Here is a 15,743-nt window from a genome sequence, read left to right as displayed (position 1 = left end):
TATTGTCTGGTGGGTGTATGAGGATTTCTGCTAAACATGATAGTAGACGGCATATTCGTGGGACAAACGTTTTCTATTCGCGCCCCATTATGTGTAATCTTGGGGGGTTCACAGTGAGCACGCTTGCCAAAGTCAGGGCGGTATTCGCAGGGCCTGCCCGCGATGAGCCGCTACCATACGAGTGTCACACCTGCAGCATGCGCTTCGAACTCCGGCGGCAGGTCTGCCCTCACTGTGGTGGATACACGTTCGATCGCATCGACTGGTCCTTTGAATCCTAGGTTGGATTCCGGTATAGGTTCNATCCGCCTGGAATCATCTTTTCCCGAGGCGCTCAGTTCCCGTGGTCATCCTCCTCGCTATCTTTACTTTGACCACGAACGAACCAGATGAGATCTCCATTTTCCGGTTCAGATTTTCTCACCTTATCGACATCCCTGAGGTCTCCCAAAACATTTAACACTTCAGGCGGAGGGGCACCGAGTTCGTCTGCGATATCACCTGCCGTCGGGTTAGAGCCCTCTCTGTTCTTTCGCTCAACGGCCTCGAATGCTTCCTCTTGAGTAACTTCGCTCTTCATATTCTGATCCTTTCAGTGGTCCGTGGCCAAAGGGGTATCCCAGCCTGCCGAAACTTCTCCGCGTCAGAAACTGACNCACAGATGTTTACAATCTGACTCTGTGGATCGGTCGATATGTGCCCGATGATGGTGGATGTGGAGTTTCTGTCTTGCACCGCATCGTTTGGCATGCTCTGTTGATCGATAGATGGCGAAGGGGTGGGGTGGCTTGATGACACTCACAGCTCCTCTTTCCGCCGATTCGACGTGACGGCTGATGCAGAAACCCGGCTTTGCGATCGAGTTAGAATTGCCAGATTTAGGAAAGATCACTGAATAGATCGGTGATTCCTCTCAGATCATCTGGCGGAGAAAGAGCGGGCGGCGGCGTTAGCCGACCGCCCGCGAGAGGTTATGCACGATGCACTTCCGGGTCAGTTCCCGGAATTGTCCGTGCCACGTCCTCGTGTGCAAATTCTCGCCGTCATCCGCCTTCAGCATCGAAAACACGGTTTCGCTCATTGACCGCTGATTGTAGACATCATCGTCGATCCGGGCGTTGTGAGCCTTCTGCAACGAAGATTGCTCACAATGCTTGATCACTGGGCGCGTCGATTCGGAACGACACTCGCTAGTTGTCCACTCTATCGGTCACGGTACGAGCAGATACGTTGAAAGAGACCAGACGTGAGGCGGGACCAGAGTGTAACCCGCTTGGAAGGCAGTTCCCTGAGAGAATCTGTCGAGTTGCGTACTTCTCGTCGATCATTCCTGGATCTACGTGAGCGTAGAACGTGGCTGTCGCTCCTCGCCAGCCTCGCTTCGGTCGAAGCGAGGCGGCTCAGGCCAGCCCGTGATCGTATCCCGCCGGCAATCCTACCCCGTTCGTCCGATATTTCTCCTTCCAACCGAGTTCATCGTCCAACACTCGTTCGACTCCGTGGAGAAACGCATCACCGAACGTGAACTCCACCGGGAGTGCTCGCCCGCCACGCTGTGGCGCGGCGAGCACCGCCCACTGGAGCACGACCCACAGCTGCTCTAACAGAAACCCAACGCCCACGTAGAACAACCGGATCGTCGTCGATGGCGTTGTTGTGAGGGCACGCGCTTCGCGGAACTTCTCGTAGCTCTTCTCGATCCGTGAGCGCTTGTTGTAGACTGTCGCGACCTGTCGCGGCGTGCGGTCTTCCAGACCGTACGCCGCGTATCCCGTCCGTTTTACCCCCGACTTCCCTCGATCTCCGTTGTGGTAGGTGACGTTCACCGCTAGTGGATACGTCTGTTCGTGCTCTTTGCCTTCACAGATCGTCTCTTCGGTCATATACGACGCGTTGACCGAGAGCTTCCGCCGGAGCGAGTCTTTCCCGGTCTTGACCGGAAAGACTGGCGGCGCAGTCTCACGAAGTACCCCGATCAGTTCCCCGTTGAAGGCAGCTCTATCGATGAGAATCTGCTTGGTCTCGAAGGGATAGGTCTCGACGCGGGCGAGCACGCGCTCGACCGCGTCAGCCTTGCTGTCCTCGCCAGCTACTGGCTCTACGGCGAGAGTCAGTGGCTTTCCCCGGGCGATGACGAACGCTGTACAATAGCGGTGACACTTCGTTGTTCCGTCACGGGCTTGCATCCTCCTGAACTCGTCTTCGTCCTCTGGGTGGCCGTGGAACGGGTTGTCCATGAAGTCGATACAGACGGTTCTCGACCCGCCACGGTCGAGAACCGTCATTGCGACCAACGCAAGAATGTCGTTCACAGCGTCCAGCATGGCGGGTTTCTGGAGGGGGTGGAGCCAGTCCATCACGGTCTTGCGGTTTGGCGTATCGCTGGTCTTCGTCGTGACCCCGTTGATCGATGTCGTTCCAACGGCGGCCCGAAGCACGACTTCCATGATCCCCTCGGGATCGAGGCCGGAGCCCTCGATCCCTTCCATCGGAATCAGCTCCAGCATCTCCAGAGCAAGAGATTTCAACTGGCCGTTCGAAAGGAACTCGTCCGGATCTGTGAGAACTTCCTTGAGCAAGGGTAGGTTCATCACGAGAACATCCGGACAGCGGGTGAATCAGGTCACTGATTCATCCGCTTCATTCCTACAACGTATCAGCTATTGGGCTGTTGAGCCAAAGTGGACAACTAGCGACACTTCTCACGCAGATCACGCCAAGAGTACATCTTGTCCGCGAGGAGTTCACGCAGGTCTCCGGCGTTCCGCCGGAAGACCTGCAGCCCGATATGCCCGTCATAGGCCTTCTTCGTCGTGAAATGAACGTCCATGATCGCCAGCGAGTCCGTATCAACAAGAATCGTGGTCTTCATCGCTTGAAACGAGTAATCCGCCCGCTTGCGGTAGTGAGAGCTCGCTTGACCACGTTGGAAGCCGCTGGCATCGATCGCGCCAGTTCCCGAGAAGCCAGCCTGCTCCGCCGTTCTGCGGAGCAGGCTGCGCAGCGTCCGCATCGAGATCTCCCTCTCCCAGTTGCAAAACGACGTGTGATCCGGTGACTTCTCCAGCCCGAACACGTCGAGAATTCCGGGCATCTCGTTGAGATAATCTTCAAGATGGCGGAGCGGTTTTCCGATGTCTTCGCGTAGGAGCAGTAACGCGATTTTGTTCCACTCAGCGTGCTCGCCGTCGCCGTCTTCGTCGGCGACGGCAGGTGCGTCTGGATTTTCCACGTGTTCTTTGGCAAGTTCTCGATACTTCTTCGCGCGTTGTCGCAAACGCCCCATACCGCAAGAGGGCGTCCAATTCCCCTGAATTCGCCGATAGAATCATCAGACGGAACCGGTGATCAACAGAGCAACAAATCATGTTCAGCGGAGGAACTACGGTTGGAGATCAGAACTCGTCGGCGGGGTGAAGCGTGACGTCCGTCGCCTCATAGTCTTCGAGGAAAGTGCGGGGACCGCCGACCTCGAATTGGTGGTCGTCCGACCCGAGGACGAGGGACTCCTGCGTCGGCAGATCGTTCGAGTACGGGCGAACGAGGCTCTGTTTCACGTCGACGATGGGTTCGGTAATCGTCTCGAAGGGATCGGTTGTCTGAGGAGGTCTGATCGACAATTCGGCTTCAATCGCACGGTCTTGGGTCCGGTGGAGCGCCGCGTCGAAGATCGCGTGGCGGAAACTGTCGTAGGCCTTCGGGAGCGTCCCCGCGTCTGTGACGTATTCCTGGGTGCCCATCTGCCAGTGATTCGCAATAAACGAGTCGAACAGCGCGGAGACGATATGGGTTTCCGCGTGGTAGATGGCGTATTCGTTCGAGTTCGAGTCCAGTACCGCGTCGGCCGAGGCGACCACGCCGTCCGACCGGTCGGTCGTGAGCATGACGGGCGCCGGCGCGTCCCAGCTCTGGACGATAGTGGCGAGTGAGTCGTCGACGGAGAATTCGTCGTCGTACTCGGTGATTAGCAGCATACAGAACGTCTCCTGGTCACACGCCGACCGGAGTGACTCTTCGACAGCGTCAAGAACGGACGCTGGGAGCGAGAGGACGATCTCGGACTCAGCGGATCCGATCAGATCGTTGAGCTTACCTAGGATGGTCTGACGCGCTTTGATGATGCTGAACGTCTCCTGTTCGTAGTTCTCGGTGTCGAAGATGCTCTCCAGTTCCGCTTCAATAGTGGACAACTGCGAGACGAGGTTTTCGATGCCCTGTGAGGGCGGCAGCGCCCGTATCTGCGTTGGAACAACGTGGTCATCGATCTCGATCAAGCTCTTGGTTTCGAGTTTGTCCACGACATCGTAGGTGTAGCTTTTGGAGAGGTCCGCCTCCTCCGAGACGACGCTGATCCGCGTGTTTCCGTTCCTGAGTATCGACAGATACGCGAGTGCCTCCTTGTCCGAGAGGCCGAATCGCGTGAGGCGGTCGATGATGTCGTCTTCGTTCATTGTGTCGGTGGTGTGGTAGCGATGGTTGGCATGGCGTGTTAGGCGTTTCGAGCGTGCCGCGCCGCGAATGTCGCAAGTCGGATGCCATGGGACCAGCCGAGCGGCGTCGCGCTGTCGGGCGAGCCCGTATCGAAGAACTGTTCGGGAAGGTAGCCTGACGGCAGGCAGAGAGAGCCGCTGAGGTCGATTTCGGCGAACAGACGGTCGGACCAGGCTGCGGCGTCGAACGGCTCGTCCGTGTCAGGGAACAGCTCGATGGCCCGTTCGGCGGTGTAGGCGCCCCACCCTGTCGAGACGGTCCACACTTTCTCGCCGTCTTGGGTCCGCTGTCGCCACGTGTCCGCCTCGAATCGGGTCAGGCCACGGATGTCGTCGGTCTCCTTCCAGAGACGGTTGAACGTTGTGTCGAGGTGACGTTCGAGTCGGCGTAGCCGGTCGTCGTCCACGTCGGCGATCCGCTCGTAGACGAGGTGGGCGTCGATCAACGAGAACGTCGTACTGTCGGCGCGCCCGTCCAGCTCGCCGTCGACTGATCGGCGTGCGTAGATTCCCTTGTCTGGGAGCCACATCGTGTCCAGTGCCGCATCGATTCGCCGGGCCCGCTCGGCCGCGTGGTCCCTTACCCTCGGGTGGCACGGCGCGGTCGCGATCACACTGTAGGCATGGAGGAAGCCAGCAGCCGTGTGGGTGAACCGCCCGTCCATGTTCTCCCATGCGTTCTCGCAGGCCAGCGGGAGTCCATCTGTCGCCAGGGACCGGTCCAGCCCGCCGACGCCGCGCGCGAGCGCATTCCGTATCTCTGTGCGGGTCGGCTCCGGGATTATGTCGTGATACGCCGACAGGTATGTCGCGAGGAAGACGAGCGCGCTCGCCGTCTGATCGGCCTGATAATGCGTCTCGTTGCCTTCGACGTGGCCATTGGCCCAACCAGGGGCCAGGCGACCGTTCATCGGCCACACGCGATGGGGCCAGCGGCCGTCGTCGAGCTGGGTCGCCAGGTAGAACGCGGCACTTTTTCGGTGGGTGTCCGCCAGTCCGAGGCCGAGTTCACCGTCGGCCTTCAGGAGGAACTGTGCGATCTCGGCATCGTCCCGGAACCACGTGTAGCCGTAGCCGCCGGAGTACTGGTAGTAAGGGTCGAATTCGGGGCCGGCGATGCGGGCGCCCGTCGGTGCGGACAGCAATCGAAGCACCCGGAGATCCGTATTGACGAGTTCGTCAGTGGCGTCAACGTGCGGGAACGTCTCATGCGCAACCGCGCGGACGTCGGCAGGGGAACCGTGGCGCTGTGTCTGGTCTGCGAGTGCGGCGAGGCTGTCCGAACGGGGTTCGTCCTCGATGTCGGCTAGTCGGGTCACGATGGTCGTCGTCCCATCCTCAACGGCAGCGCGGAAGCTGACGCCGCCAGTGAGCCGGCTCCCCTCATAGTTGTCAGTCTCGCTGGAGTGGCGCGGCAACCGCGACGTCTCGGCAAGGACCTCCCCGAATTGTGCTGACTGCTCGGGCGTGATCGCCGACAGTTCTGTCGATGCGCGGAGGTAGTCGTGTTCCCGGTTGTGGTACACTTCAACGACCTCGTCATCGTGGATCAGCTGTCCGACGCGCCCTTCTTGGCCATCCGGAAAGAACTCCACGAATCCGACGATCGACAGATCGTCCGGCCAATCGCCAGTCAGTTCGAACAAGGTCGAGTGAGAGAAGCCGACAGAGATGTCGCGCTGGACGATGTCAAACTCATCGAAGCGATGGACGGTCTCGACGAGCGCGGTATTCCCGTGATAGCGCTGCCTGGTGTCGTCGAGGTCGTCGAACCAGTGGACCGTCCCCCCGAAACGTACGCCGAATCGCAAGGCGGTGATCCCGTGGAACCCGGACAGCGGATAGGAGTAGTCTCGGACGGCGCCGGTAGGGGCGACATGAACGAGCCGGCGTCCAGAGCCGGCGAACAGCCCAGAATGAGTGCGCCGTTCGCCCGGGAACAGCTCTGGGTCGCCTTCGGCCTGTTTGTAGTCGGCCAGTGAGCGGCGAAATGCCATACGCCGAGTTATCCCTGTGGCTTAGTAAAGTTTCTTGTGATAAAACAATCCATCTCCCTAAGCTATAAGTCACTGTACACTCCCTAACAAAGAGAGCGATGACGTCAGAGAACTCCGGAACCAATCGAGAGGGGAGCAGAGTCTCGCGCCGTCGGTTCATCGTTGGAGCCGGCACGTCCGGTCTGGCGACCGGGCTCGCGGGCTGTTCGGCACTGCTTGGGAGCGGCGACGGCGGCAATTCGACCAACGGAACGCAGACCGGCAACGCCGGCGGCGGAACAACCACCGTGACCTGGGGATTCGACGCGACGGTCGCACAGGACCACGCCGACCAGATCCGCGATGCGCTCCACAACGAGGGTGGACTGTCGGACGACATCAAGGTCCAGTTTGAGCAGGGCCAGCCCGACACCGGCGAACGGCGGGCAAGCTACAATCGACTACTCAACGCGGGCGAGACCTCGCCCGACATGTTCATGATGGACAACGGGTGGGTGAACATCTTCACCCAGCGCGGGCAGATCCAGAACCTCACGGAGTTACTCACCGACAAGCAGTTGACCACCATAGACGAGGAGTATTTCAGTGGGTTCACTGACACGGCAATCGACCCGTCAAGCGGCGACCTCTACGGTGTCCCGCTCTACCCCGACTACCCGACGATGCTCTACCGGAAGGATCTCGTTGAGTCGGCAGGGTACAATCCGGAAGAGAACAACTGGGCGACGGAGCCGCTCACCTGGGAAGAGTGGTCGAATGTCGCGGCTGACACCTACGACAACGCGGATGTCGACTACGGCTTCACGACGCAGTGGGACATCTACGCGGGGACCGCCTGCTGTACGTTCAACGAGGTGATGTCCTCGTGGGGGGGCGCCTACTTTGGCGGCCGCGAGAACCTCTTCGGCCCCGTCGGCGATCGGCCGATTACCGTCAACTCCGAGCCCGTAATCCAGTCGCTGGACATGATGCGGAAGTTCGTCCACGACGAGGATTTCGACCACCTCCAGGGCTACGGCGGGGGCTTCGCTCCGACCGACATCCTCGGCTGGATCGAGGACGGCTCGCTGGCTCCGTTCACGAACGGGAATGCCGTCTTCCACCGGAACTGGCCGTTCGCGATCAACGCGGCCGCGTCGGAGTTCGGCGATGACCTCGGCTCGATGCCGATCCCGTACGCCGTCACCGAGAACGAGGCCCAGTTTCAGGGAACCGGCGGAACGACCTCCGCTCTCGGTGGCTGGCACATCACGGCTAACCCCAACAGCCAGAATTTGGATGCGGTTGCACAGGTGATGGGTGCGACGATGCAGGAGGAGTTCCAACTGTTCCTCCTGGAGATGGAGGGATGGCTGCCGCCGCGTAGTGACCTGTTCACCTCCGAGACGGCAGCGAGCGTCGATCCGATGGGCAACTACATGGACACGCTCCAGGTCGCTGGTGAGAACACGATGGCGCGGCCGGTCACGCCCGTCTGGTCCGACGAATCCAGCGCCATCGCCGAGCAGGCCAACGCCGCTGTTAACCAAGATCGGTCCTCGGCGGACGCCATGGCCGCGCTCGAATCAACGCTCTCGAACATCGAAGGGTAGCGTGACAGCATTTCATGAATTATGAACACATCCCCTGCATGAATGACAACGCACTGAGGAAGAACACACGAACATGACGGCAGAGACGAACAACGAATCGACGCGCGAGTCGTTGCGATCCGGGCCACTGATCAGCGTGATGCGGCGGATAGAGAACCTCAGCGAGACGCAATATGCATATTTGTTGCTGACACCGGTGTTCGTCTTGCTTGGTATCGTGGCGCTGTATCCGCTGTTGCGGACGTTCGAATTATCGCTGTTCGAGACCAGCCTCAACCAGGCCACGCAAAAATTCGTCGGATTTGATAACTACGTCCAGCTGTTCACCGGCCAGAAGGACCGGTGGCTCCCCGGCAGCTCGACATTCCTGCCGACCGAGTTCAGCTTCGACGCGATGATATCAAGCGCCCTGGTCGTGACGATCATCTTCTCCGTCGTGGCGGTGGCGTTCGAGACGATTATCGGGCTCGGACAGGCGCTCGTCCTCGATCAAGACTTCGCCGGCCGGCGCTGGGTCCGTGCGGCGATAATCATTCCCTGGGCCGTCCCCATCATCATCCAGGGGATGATCTTCTTCCTGATGTTCCACCCCAGCATCGGGTTCCTCGTCGAACCACTCTCGAATCTAGGCGTACTCGCGGAGCGCAACACGCTTAACGATCCTGCGAGTGCGCTGTTCATCGTCACCGTCGCCGATATCTGGAAGACGTCAGCGTTCATGGCACTGTTGATCCTCGCCGGGCTTCAGAGCATCGACAGGAACCTCTACGAGGTCGCGAAGGTGGCGGGGGCGTCGAAGTGGCAGCAGTTCAGGCTGATCACGTTCCCGCTCATCCTGCCGACCATCGGGATTGCGGTCCTATTCCGGTCTGTCCAGGCGATGCGGATCTACGGCCTTATCGACACGGTTTCCGGCTGCGAGGTCGTCCCGTCGCTTTCTTGCATGGTCGTCACAACGTTCCTGACCCGACAGGGGACCTCCGCAGCCATCGCGTTCGTCACCGCAGGTATCATCGGTATCGCGGTGTCGGCCATCATATACCAGCAGTACAGGGAGGGCGTCTGAGATGGCGACAGACCAGTTCAGCGACTCGGACGAACGCGCCGAAACGGAGGGCGGACCACTTGAGCGATGGACCCAGCAGGCCATTCGGAACCCAGAGCGGGTGTACCGTGCGCTGTTCTACGCGGCCATGATCTTCTTCATGGTGACAACGCTGTTCCCGTTCTACTGGCTGCTCGTGCTGGCGCTGACGCCGCAGAACCGGCTGCTGGAGGGAACGTTTCTTCCAGAAGTCGATCTCTTCGGACCAGCTGTCACGTTCCCGTTGCCGGTCCCGAAGGGGTTCAACCCCGCTGCGTTCGTCGAGGTCTTCCAGCAGGTGCCGTTCCACCAGTTCATGCTGAACAGTTTCGCGCTCGCGGTGACAACGACGATTATCGTCCTGTTTATCGCCAGCCTCGCCGGGTACGTATTCGGCCGCCTCGAATTCCCCGGCCGAGGCGTCCTGATGCTCGGGATCCTTGCGATTAGCTACTTCCCACCGGCGGCGTTCGTCATCCCGTTGTTTGAGGCGTTCACCGGGAACGTCCCCGTCACGCTCCCCTTCACGGAGGTGGCGCTGTTCACGCCGCCGCGACTGCTGAACACGCCCGGATCGATGGTGATCCCATTCAGCGCGCTGTTCCTGCCGCTGTCGATTTTCATCCTGACGACGTTCTACAGCCAGATCCCGGACGGATTGGAGGACGCCGCACGCGTTGAGGGAACGTCCCGGATCGGCGCACTCTTTCGGGTCATCATGCCGCTGTCGGCCCCGGGTGTCGCGACCGCGGCTATCCTGACGTTCATCTCCGTCTATAACGAGTACTTCTTCAGTTCGATCATGGCGACCTCGACAGAGGCAGCCAACTGGTCGCCCATCGTCGGCGGTATCCTCAGCTACCAGACTCAGTACACCACTCAGTTCAACCTCATGGCGGCCGCGAGCATCGTCGGGGTGCTCCCCGTCGTGATCCTCGTCATCATTGCTCAGGAACGCATCGTAAGCGGCCTGACAGCAGGCGCACTCAAGGAGTAACTAAATGACACGACTCAAACTAGAACACGTCACGAAACGGTACGACGATGTCGTCGCGGTCGACGACATGAACTTGGATATCGCCGACGGCGAGTTCGTCACGCTGGTCGGACCGTCGGGCTGTGGGAAGTCGACCACGATGGAGACGATTGCCGGGCTGACCACGCCCACCGAGGGCACGATTACTATCGGCGACCGCGAGGTGACGGACCTCCCGCCGAAGGATCGGGGTGTGGCGATGGTGTTCCAGAACATCGCCCTGTTCCCCCACATGGACGTCTACGACAACATCAGTTTCGGGCTCCGGCTCCGGGATTTCGACACCGAGGAGGTCGATCGACGAGTCGAGAACGCGACCGAGATCGTCCAGATGGAAGGGATGCTCGACCGTGATCCCGACGAACTCTCTGGCGGCCAACGCCAGCGGGTTGCGATCGCGCGCGCGATCGTCCGCGAGCCCGACGCCTTTCTGATGGACGAGCCGCTGGCAAACCTGGACGCGAAGCTCCGGGTCCACATGCGGACTGAGCTCCAGCGCCTCCACAAACAGCTCGACACCACGATCATCTACGTCACCCACGATCAGGCCGAGGCGATGACGATGTCCGACCGAATCGCGGTGATCGACGGCGGGCAGCTCCAGCAAATTGATCCGCCGCTGACCTGCTACAACCAGCCCGCGAATCTGTTCGTCGCGGGCTTCATCGGCTCGCCGAGCATGAACTTCGTCGAGGCGACGGTCACCGAGTCAGGGCTGGAGTCCTCCTACTTCGATCTCGCGTTCGACCCCGCCCCGTTCGATTCCGTCTGCGTCGAGGACGACGTGACAGTCGGTGTCAGGCCGGAGGATGTCTATCCGGTGACGGACGTGGAGTCTGTACCGAACCCGTCCAGAGCCATTGAGGCGACGACCGATGTCCTCGAACCGATGGGCGACGAGATATTCACCTACCTGTTGCTGGGCGAGGGGAAAACATCGATGGCCCAAGAGGCGACGAAGACCGACCAGCTACTGATGAGCAACGATCCCAACGCGGATATCCGGGAAGACCAAGAAATCGACGTGGTCCTAGACCGTCATAAAGTCCACTTGTTCGACACCGCGAGCGGGGAAGCAATCACCCACGGCATCGTCACTCCGCCGGGGACCGATGGGGCGGCTGGCTCGCCGGTCGAAACCAATGACTGACCATGGCGGCCGAAACCGTCGCACTCGTCTACTGGGGCGGGCTGGTGGTCCTCTTTTTCTTCTGGACCTACGGTATCGTCTCGTTCCTGCTCGATCTCAAAAACAAGATCATTCCCGGAATCGCCCAGTACAGACGTGGCCGACGACAACTCGAAGCCGAGCAGGCCGAGGAGTCGGAGCGTGAGGAACAGGAACAAGAGCTGTACTGACTGAACGGGTTCAGGCAGCCCGATGATCCCCACCCGTTTGCTCTGTCGAGGGCTGATCAAAGATCATCCAAACGGAGAGAGGGAGACTCCATGAGAATCACGCTAGAGCTATTGGAGCGTGAAGTGCGTCTTGGAGTCCCCCAATTGCCACTATAATCACCCATACTACTATCCTGAACCCCCACTTAGTCGATGAGAAAACCGTCCGTCAGGCTACCTCGGAGCGGTCACCGCCAGTACGTTGCGCCTGGCGACTGACGGGCTGCACCCTTGCGACGACCGCACTCGCTATCCCGGCAACGGCGACGAGTCCGCCACAAACCATGTTGCTTGTTGTGAGCCCGAACACGAGACCGAAGACGATCGGAGAAAGGGCGATGACGAGGCCGAGGAGCGCCCCGCCCAAGGCAGCCGACATCGAGGGGTCCGTCCCAGAGGTGAGCCGGTAGGCTGTGTGGCCGAGCACGAGTGCCGCGAACTCCCCCAGTAGAACGTTTGTGAGCGCTTGCGTGTGGTTGGGTTGCCAGATCGCCGGCGCGATGACAGTCCAGCCCGCAGCGACCGTTGCAAGGATAGCTGCCCACTTGACAAATTGTCGCATCGATCTATCTCGTGTTTTCTGCGCCTCCTCACTAAACCTTTGCTACCGTCCGGAGCGTGTCATAGCGTTCATGGCCAAATCATGAGGGTGATCCGTGTCTATCCTCACTCGCTGCTCCCTCCACCTTGCTGATCCACTTCTTGGAACGCACTGGTCATCTGGTCGGCGAGTTCGCCGGCTTCGATATGCGAGTAGTGTTCGCGAACGACTTCCTCGGAGTTATCGAGTGCTCTGGCGGCGGCCGCGTGTCCTGAAGTCCGTACGAGAACTTCACCGGCACCGCGGCGAGCGCCGTGAGGCATCAGATAGTCGTGGTCGTCGTGGAGTTCGATACCTACCTCATCACAGAGCCGCTTGAGGACGTGTCGCCCAGCACCGGTCGTCATCGACGGAGGCGTGACATCGAATCCGATGCAGATTTCGATCTGCGACCGGTCCGTGTGCATCTCTTCGATCTCCGTTGTGGTGTACCCGCGGGCGGTCAGTCCATCGGTCAGACACTCCGAGAGCGTCGGGCGATGGAACGAGGGGAACACCGGCCAGTTCTCGCTCGGCGCGTCGAGGATCTTCTCGTATGTCTGTAGCGGATGGAGTACCGGCTCGGGGAGCCCCCGATCGTCGAGACGCTGCTTTTTGGCAAACACTGTCGCATAGCGGTCTTCGAGGTGGACGNTCGGGGAGCCCCCGATCGTCGAGACGCTGCTTTTTGGCAAACACTGTCGCATAGCGGTCTTCGAGGTGGACGTCCTCCCAGTAGAGCCCTTGGCGACGCTCGTCGTTCCGATCACGGAGGACCTCCGCGCCACGCACGCCGGAATACGAGAGGAGATACACCAACGCGCGGTCGCGGCAGGCCTTGATCGCAGCCTCTCGATCTTCACCGATCTCATCGATTGCAGTGTGGGCCTGCTCGTCGACGAACGTGGTGAGCTGTTGGCGATCCTCGACGGACCACGCTTGCTGATCGCCGCTCTTGTGACCACCGTTGTCGGGGATCGGCTCGGTGGCGTTGCGACGCTGGGCGACGTTCTCAGGGAGATGGCCTTCGCGAACGGCCCACCCGCAGAACGCCGAGATGTACGCGTAGTACGTACGGACTGTGCCCGCGGTCCAGCCCTGACGAGCGAGGTAGCGCGCGTACTCGCGGAGATGGCCCGAATCCAGTTCGTCGAACGTCGTCACGACGTCTTCGTGATCCGTGAGAAAACCGACGAACCGATCGAGCTCTCGACTCGCGTCCTGGCGGTAGTTCCCGCTCTCGCCGCGCTGGCCCTTGCCCTTGTCCGTCAGGAAGTCCTCGATGACGGCGTCGATGCGCACCACGCTACGCGCCTCCGTGACGTTCGATCGATCGATCACCGTTCTCGGGGCGAGTAACCCGGGTTCTGGGCTGTTGCATCTGGTACGGTGTCCCCGAGGGCGGGGGAGTGGATAAAAGTACTCGTCCTTATTGGACTAAGGGCGAGTGAACATGATGACAACTCTGTAATTGATTTGTAGCCTCAGATAGTCGCCAAATGCCAAGACCTTAGATAGACTAGCGGTTATCGTCGTATATTCCAATGAGTCAATCACAAACTACCGAGAAGCACGCCGAGCTGTCTGTCGAGAACATCGGTGGTATCGACACCAGCGAAATCACGTTCTCACCGGGCGTTACATCACTGACTGGCCGGAACGCCACCAATCGAACCTCGCTTCTCCAGGCGTTGATGGCGACACTTGGAAGCGAGCACGTCTCGCTCAAGGGCGACGCCGACCACGGCGAGGTTACTCTCACCCTCGGTAACGACACGTACACCCGAACGCTCGAACGCCGCAATAGTACAGTAGTCTTCGATGGCGACCCCTACCTCGAGGACATCGAGGCTGCGGAACTGTTCGGGTTCCTACTCGAATCCAACGAAGCCCGTCAGGCGGTCGCACGCGACGACGACCTCCGTGAGGTCATCATGCGGCCCGTCGATACCGCCGCGATCCAAGCCGAGATCGAACAGCTCGAAGCCGAGAAACGCCAGCTTGACGACGAACTCGACCGATTGGACACTCTCGACTCGCGCCTCCCCGAACTCGAAGCCGAGAAGACACGCCTCGAAGACCAACTCGAGGATAAACGTGCCGAACTCGACGAGAAGGAAGCCGAGATCGAAGACGCCGACAAGACTGTCGACGATACCAGAGAACAACAGAACGCCTTCGAGGACGCCCTCGACGAACTTCAGGAGGTACGCTCGGACCTTGAGGACGCTCGCTACCGCATCGAGACCGAACGAGAGAGTATCCAGGCGCTCGAAGACGAACACGACGAGCTTGAGGACACACTGGAGGACCTGCCCGAGACGCCTGCGGGCGATCTCGAAGAGGTTAACTCCGAAATCGATCGGCTCCGCGATCACAAGCAGTCGCTCGAATCCACGATCAACCAGCTCCAGCGCATCCTCCAGTTCAACGAGGACCTCCTCGACGGGGACAACCCCGAACTCCAGGCCGCCCTCCAGAACCGCGACGGGACCGACAGCGACAGCGACACCGACGACGAGGACGACGCGCTCACCGACCAGTTGGTCGAGGACACCACGGTGTGTTGGACCTGCGGGAGCGAGGTCGAACGCGACGCGATCGACGATACCCTTGAGAGTCTGCGAGAACTCCGCCGCGAACACTCCTCGAAACGCAACGAGATCGACGCCGAACTCGACGAACTGACCGACCGACGCGACGCCCTCCGAGGCGATCGTGACCGGCGCGAGCGCGTCGACCGCAAACTTGACGAGATCGACCGCGAGATCGACGAACGCGAGGCAACCCTCGACGATCTCACCGACGAACGGGCGACGCTGGAAGACGAGATCGACGAGCGCGAGACCGCCGTCGAGGAGCTTGAAGGCCAAGAACAGAGCGAACTACTCGACCACCACAAGGAGGCCAACCAGCTCGAGTTCGAACTCGGGCGGCTCGAAAGCGACCTCGATGACGTTCGTGAGGAGATCGCAAGCGTCGAGGAAGATCTCGACGAACGTGACCAGCTGTCCGAACGTCGCGAGGAACTCCAGACCGAACTGGCGGACCTCCGCACCCGGATCGAACAGCTCGAATCCGAGGCTGTCGAGGAATTCAACGACCACATGGAGACCATCCTCGGAGTGCTCGACTATGCCAACATTGAGCGAATCTGGATCGAGCGCACCGAGCAAACAGTACGGGAAGGTCGCCGAAAGGTCGATCGGGGGGCGTTCGACCTCCACGTGATTCGGAGCACCCAAGACGGAACGACCTACGAGGACTCGATCGCTCACCTCTCAGAAAGCGAACGTGAGGTCACCGGTCTCGTCTTCGCGCTCGCGGGGTATCTGGTCCACGACCTCCACGAGTCGCTGCCGGTCATCGTGATCGACTCGCTCGAAGCACTCGACTCCGACCGGATCGCGGCGCTAGTCGAGTACTTCGAAGAGTACGCCGAATACCTCATCGTTGCGCTTCTCCCTGAGGATGCCGCAGCGCTCAGCGACGAGTTCCAGCGTGTGACGGAAATCTGAGTTCCAGCGATTGTCTGTGCTGCAAGTTATTGGTCGCGTCGGAAAACC

Annotated in this window: 13 protein-coding genes and 2 pseudogenes; 6 read left to right on the top strand and 9 right to left on the bottom strand. The window is 60.2% G+C overall.

The annotated features are described in order from the left end of the window. Positions 1-334: 334 nt before the first annotated feature. From C450_RS21875 to C450_RS19405, 6 genes and pseudogenes are all read right to left on the bottom strand, one after another. Positions 335-580 (bottom strand): hypothetical protein, encoded by a 246-nt coding sequence (locus tag C450_RS21875; protein WP_005046600.1) that lies wholly within the window; start codon positions 578-580, stop codon positions 335-337. A 369-nt stretch (positions 581-949) separates the two neighbouring features. After that, positions 950-1,189, bottom strand: a pseudogene (locus C450_RS19425) (transposase); the annotation flags it as partial. A 211-nt stretch (positions 1,190-1,400) separates the two neighbouring features. Then, positions 1,401-2,591: an ISH3 family transposase gene (locus tag C450_RS19420; RefSeq protein ID WP_005046596.1), complete on the bottom strand. Its 1,191-nt coding sequence runs from the start codon at positions 2,589-2,591 to the stop codon at positions 1,401-1,403. 101 nt (positions 2,592-2,692) lie between these two features. Next, a pseudogene (locus tag C450_RS19415) lies at positions 2,693-3,286 on the bottom strand (IS5/IS1182 family transposase); the annotation flags it as partial. Positions 3,287-3,395: 109 nt separating this feature from the next. Continuing rightward, entirely contained in the window at positions 3,396-4,451 is a 1,056-nt protein-coding gene (locus tag C450_RS19410) for a TrmB family transcriptional regulator sugar-binding domain-containing protein (protein ID WP_005046592.1), read from the bottom strand. Positions 4,452-4,489: 38 nt separating this feature from the next. Beyond that, complete coding sequence (locus C450_RS19405) at positions 4,490-6,487, bottom strand: hypothetical protein (RefSeq protein WP_005046590.1); 1,998 nt, start codon at positions 6,485-6,487, stop codon at positions 4,490-4,492. A 98-nt stretch (positions 6,488-6,585) separates the two neighbouring features. Between C450_RS19405 and C450_RS19400 the strand changes: the two genes are divergently transcribed. From C450_RS19400 to C450_RS19380, 5 genes are all read left to right on the top strand, one after another. Then, positions 6,586-8,079 carry an extracellular solute-binding protein gene (locus C450_RS19400; RefSeq protein WP_005046587.1) on the top strand — a complete coding sequence of 498 codons (1,494 nt, stop codon included), beginning with the start codon at positions 6,586-6,588 and terminating at the stop codon, positions 8,077-8,079. 73 nt (positions 8,080-8,152) lie between these two features. Then, positions 8,153-9,145 carry a carbohydrate ABC transporter permease gene (locus tag C450_RS19395; protein WP_005046586.1) on the top strand — a complete coding sequence of 331 codons (993 nt, stop codon included), beginning with the start codon at positions 8,153-8,155 and terminating at the stop codon, positions 9,143-9,145. A 1-nt stretch (position 9,146) separates the two neighbouring features. Next, positions 9,147-10,160 (top strand): carbohydrate ABC transporter permease, encoded by a 1,014-nt coding sequence (locus tag C450_RS19390; RefSeq protein ID WP_005046584.1) that lies wholly within the window; start codon positions 9,147-9,149, stop codon positions 10,158-10,160. 4 nt (positions 10,161-10,164) lie between these two features. Beyond that, positions 10,165-11,349, top strand: coding sequence for an ABC transporter ATP-binding protein (locus tag C450_RS19385; protein WP_005046581.1), 1,185 nt, complete (start codon positions 10,165-10,167; stop codon positions 11,347-11,349). A 2-nt stretch (positions 11,350-11,351) separates the two neighbouring features. Further along, a complete protein-coding gene (locus C450_RS19380; RefSeq protein ID WP_005046578.1) occupies positions 11,352-11,558 on the top strand; it encodes a hypothetical protein in 207 nt (68 codons plus the stop codon). A gap of 208 nt (positions 11,559-11,766) precedes the next feature. Here C450_RS19380 and C450_RS19375 read toward each other — a convergent pair whose 3' ends face one another. The 3 genes from C450_RS19375 to C450_RS23385 form a co-directional block, all read right to left on the bottom strand. Then, entirely contained in the window at positions 11,767-12,159 is a 393-nt protein-coding gene (locus C450_RS19375) for a hypothetical protein (protein WP_005046576.1), read from the bottom strand. Positions 12,160-12,263: 104 nt separating this feature from the next. Then, on the bottom strand, positions 12,264-12,545 hold the full coding sequence (locus tag C450_RS23575; RefSeq protein WP_394324920.1) for a hypothetical protein: 282 nt from the start codon (positions 12,543-12,545) through the stop codon (positions 12,264-12,266). Further along, the gene (locus C450_RS23385; protein ID WP_394324922.1) at positions 12,502-13,479 is read right to left on the bottom strand and encodes a tyrosine-type recombinase/integrase; all 978 of its coding nucleotides are present in this window, start codon (positions 13,477-13,479) and stop codon (positions 12,502-12,504) included. The genes C450_RS23575 and C450_RS23385 overlap by 44 nt, the downstream gene beginning before the upstream one ends. Positions 13,480-13,721: 242 nt before the next feature. On the opposite strand from C450_RS23385, the gene C450_RS19360 reads away from it, so the two are divergent. Continuing rightward, positions 13,722-15,695, top strand: coding sequence for an archaea-specific SMC-related protein (locus tag C450_RS19360; RefSeq protein WP_005046570.1), 1,974 nt, complete (start codon positions 13,722-13,724; stop codon positions 15,693-15,695). Positions 15,696-15,743 lie beyond the last annotated feature (48 nt).

The organism is Halococcus salifodinae DSM 8989, assembly GCF_000336935.1.
Classification (GTDB): domain Archaea; phylum Halobacteriota; class Halobacteria; order Halobacteriales; family Halococcaceae; genus Halococcus; species Halococcus salifodinae.
The sequence above is the reverse complement of the archived record's forward strand: the minus strand, read 5'-3'. Positions and strand labels throughout refer to the sequence as shown.

What these genes read in the sequence shown, in the direction of transcription:
- C450_RS19395 (WP_005046586.1), top strand. Translation starts at nt 8,153, where the DNA reads ATGACGGCAGAGACGAACAACGAATCGACGCGCGAGTCGTTGCGATCC.
- C450_RS19420 (WP_005046596.1), bottom strand. Translation starts at nt 2,591, where the DNA reads ATGAACCTACCCTTGCTCAAGGAAGTTCTCACAGATCCGGACGAGTTC.
- C450_RS19405 (WP_005046590.1), bottom strand. Translation starts at nt 6,487, where the DNA reads ATGGCATTTCGCCGCTCACTGGCCGACTACAAACAGGCCGAAGGCGAC.
- C450_RS19400 (WP_005046587.1), top strand. Translation starts at nt 6,586, where the DNA reads ATGACGTCAGAGAACTCCGGAACCAATCGAGAGGGGAGCAGAGTCTCG.
- C450_RS21875 (WP_005046600.1), bottom strand. Translation starts at nt 580, where the DNA reads ATGAAGAGCGAAGTTACTCAAGAGGAAGCATTCGAGGCCGTTGAGCGA.
- C450_RS19410 (WP_005046592.1), bottom strand. Translation starts at nt 4,451, where the DNA reads ATGAACGAAGACGACATCATCGACCGCCTCACGCGATTCGGCCTCTCG.
- C450_RS19385 (WP_005046581.1), top strand. Translation starts at nt 10,165, where the DNA reads ATGACACGACTCAAACTAGAACACGTCACGAAACGGTACGACGATGTC.
- C450_RS19375 (WP_005046576.1), bottom strand. Translation starts at nt 12,159, where the DNA reads ATGCGACAATTTGTCAAGTGGGCAGCTATCCTTGCAACGGTCGCTGCG.
- C450_RS23575 (WP_394324920.1), bottom strand. Translation starts at nt 12,545, where the DNA reads ATGACGACCGGTGCTGGGCGACACGTCCTCAAGCGGCTCTGTGATGAG.
- C450_RS19390 (WP_005046584.1), top strand. Translation starts at nt 9,147, where the DNA reads ATGGCGACAGACCAGTTCAGCGACTCGGACGAACGCGCCGAAACGGAG.
- C450_RS19380 (WP_005046578.1), top strand. Translation starts at nt 11,352, where the DNA reads ATGGCGGCCGAAACCGTCGCACTCGTCTACTGGGGCGGGCTGGTGGTC.
- C450_RS19360 (WP_005046570.1), top strand. Translation starts at nt 13,722, where the DNA reads ATGAGTCAATCACAAACTACCGAGAAGCACGCCGAGCTGTCTGTCGAG.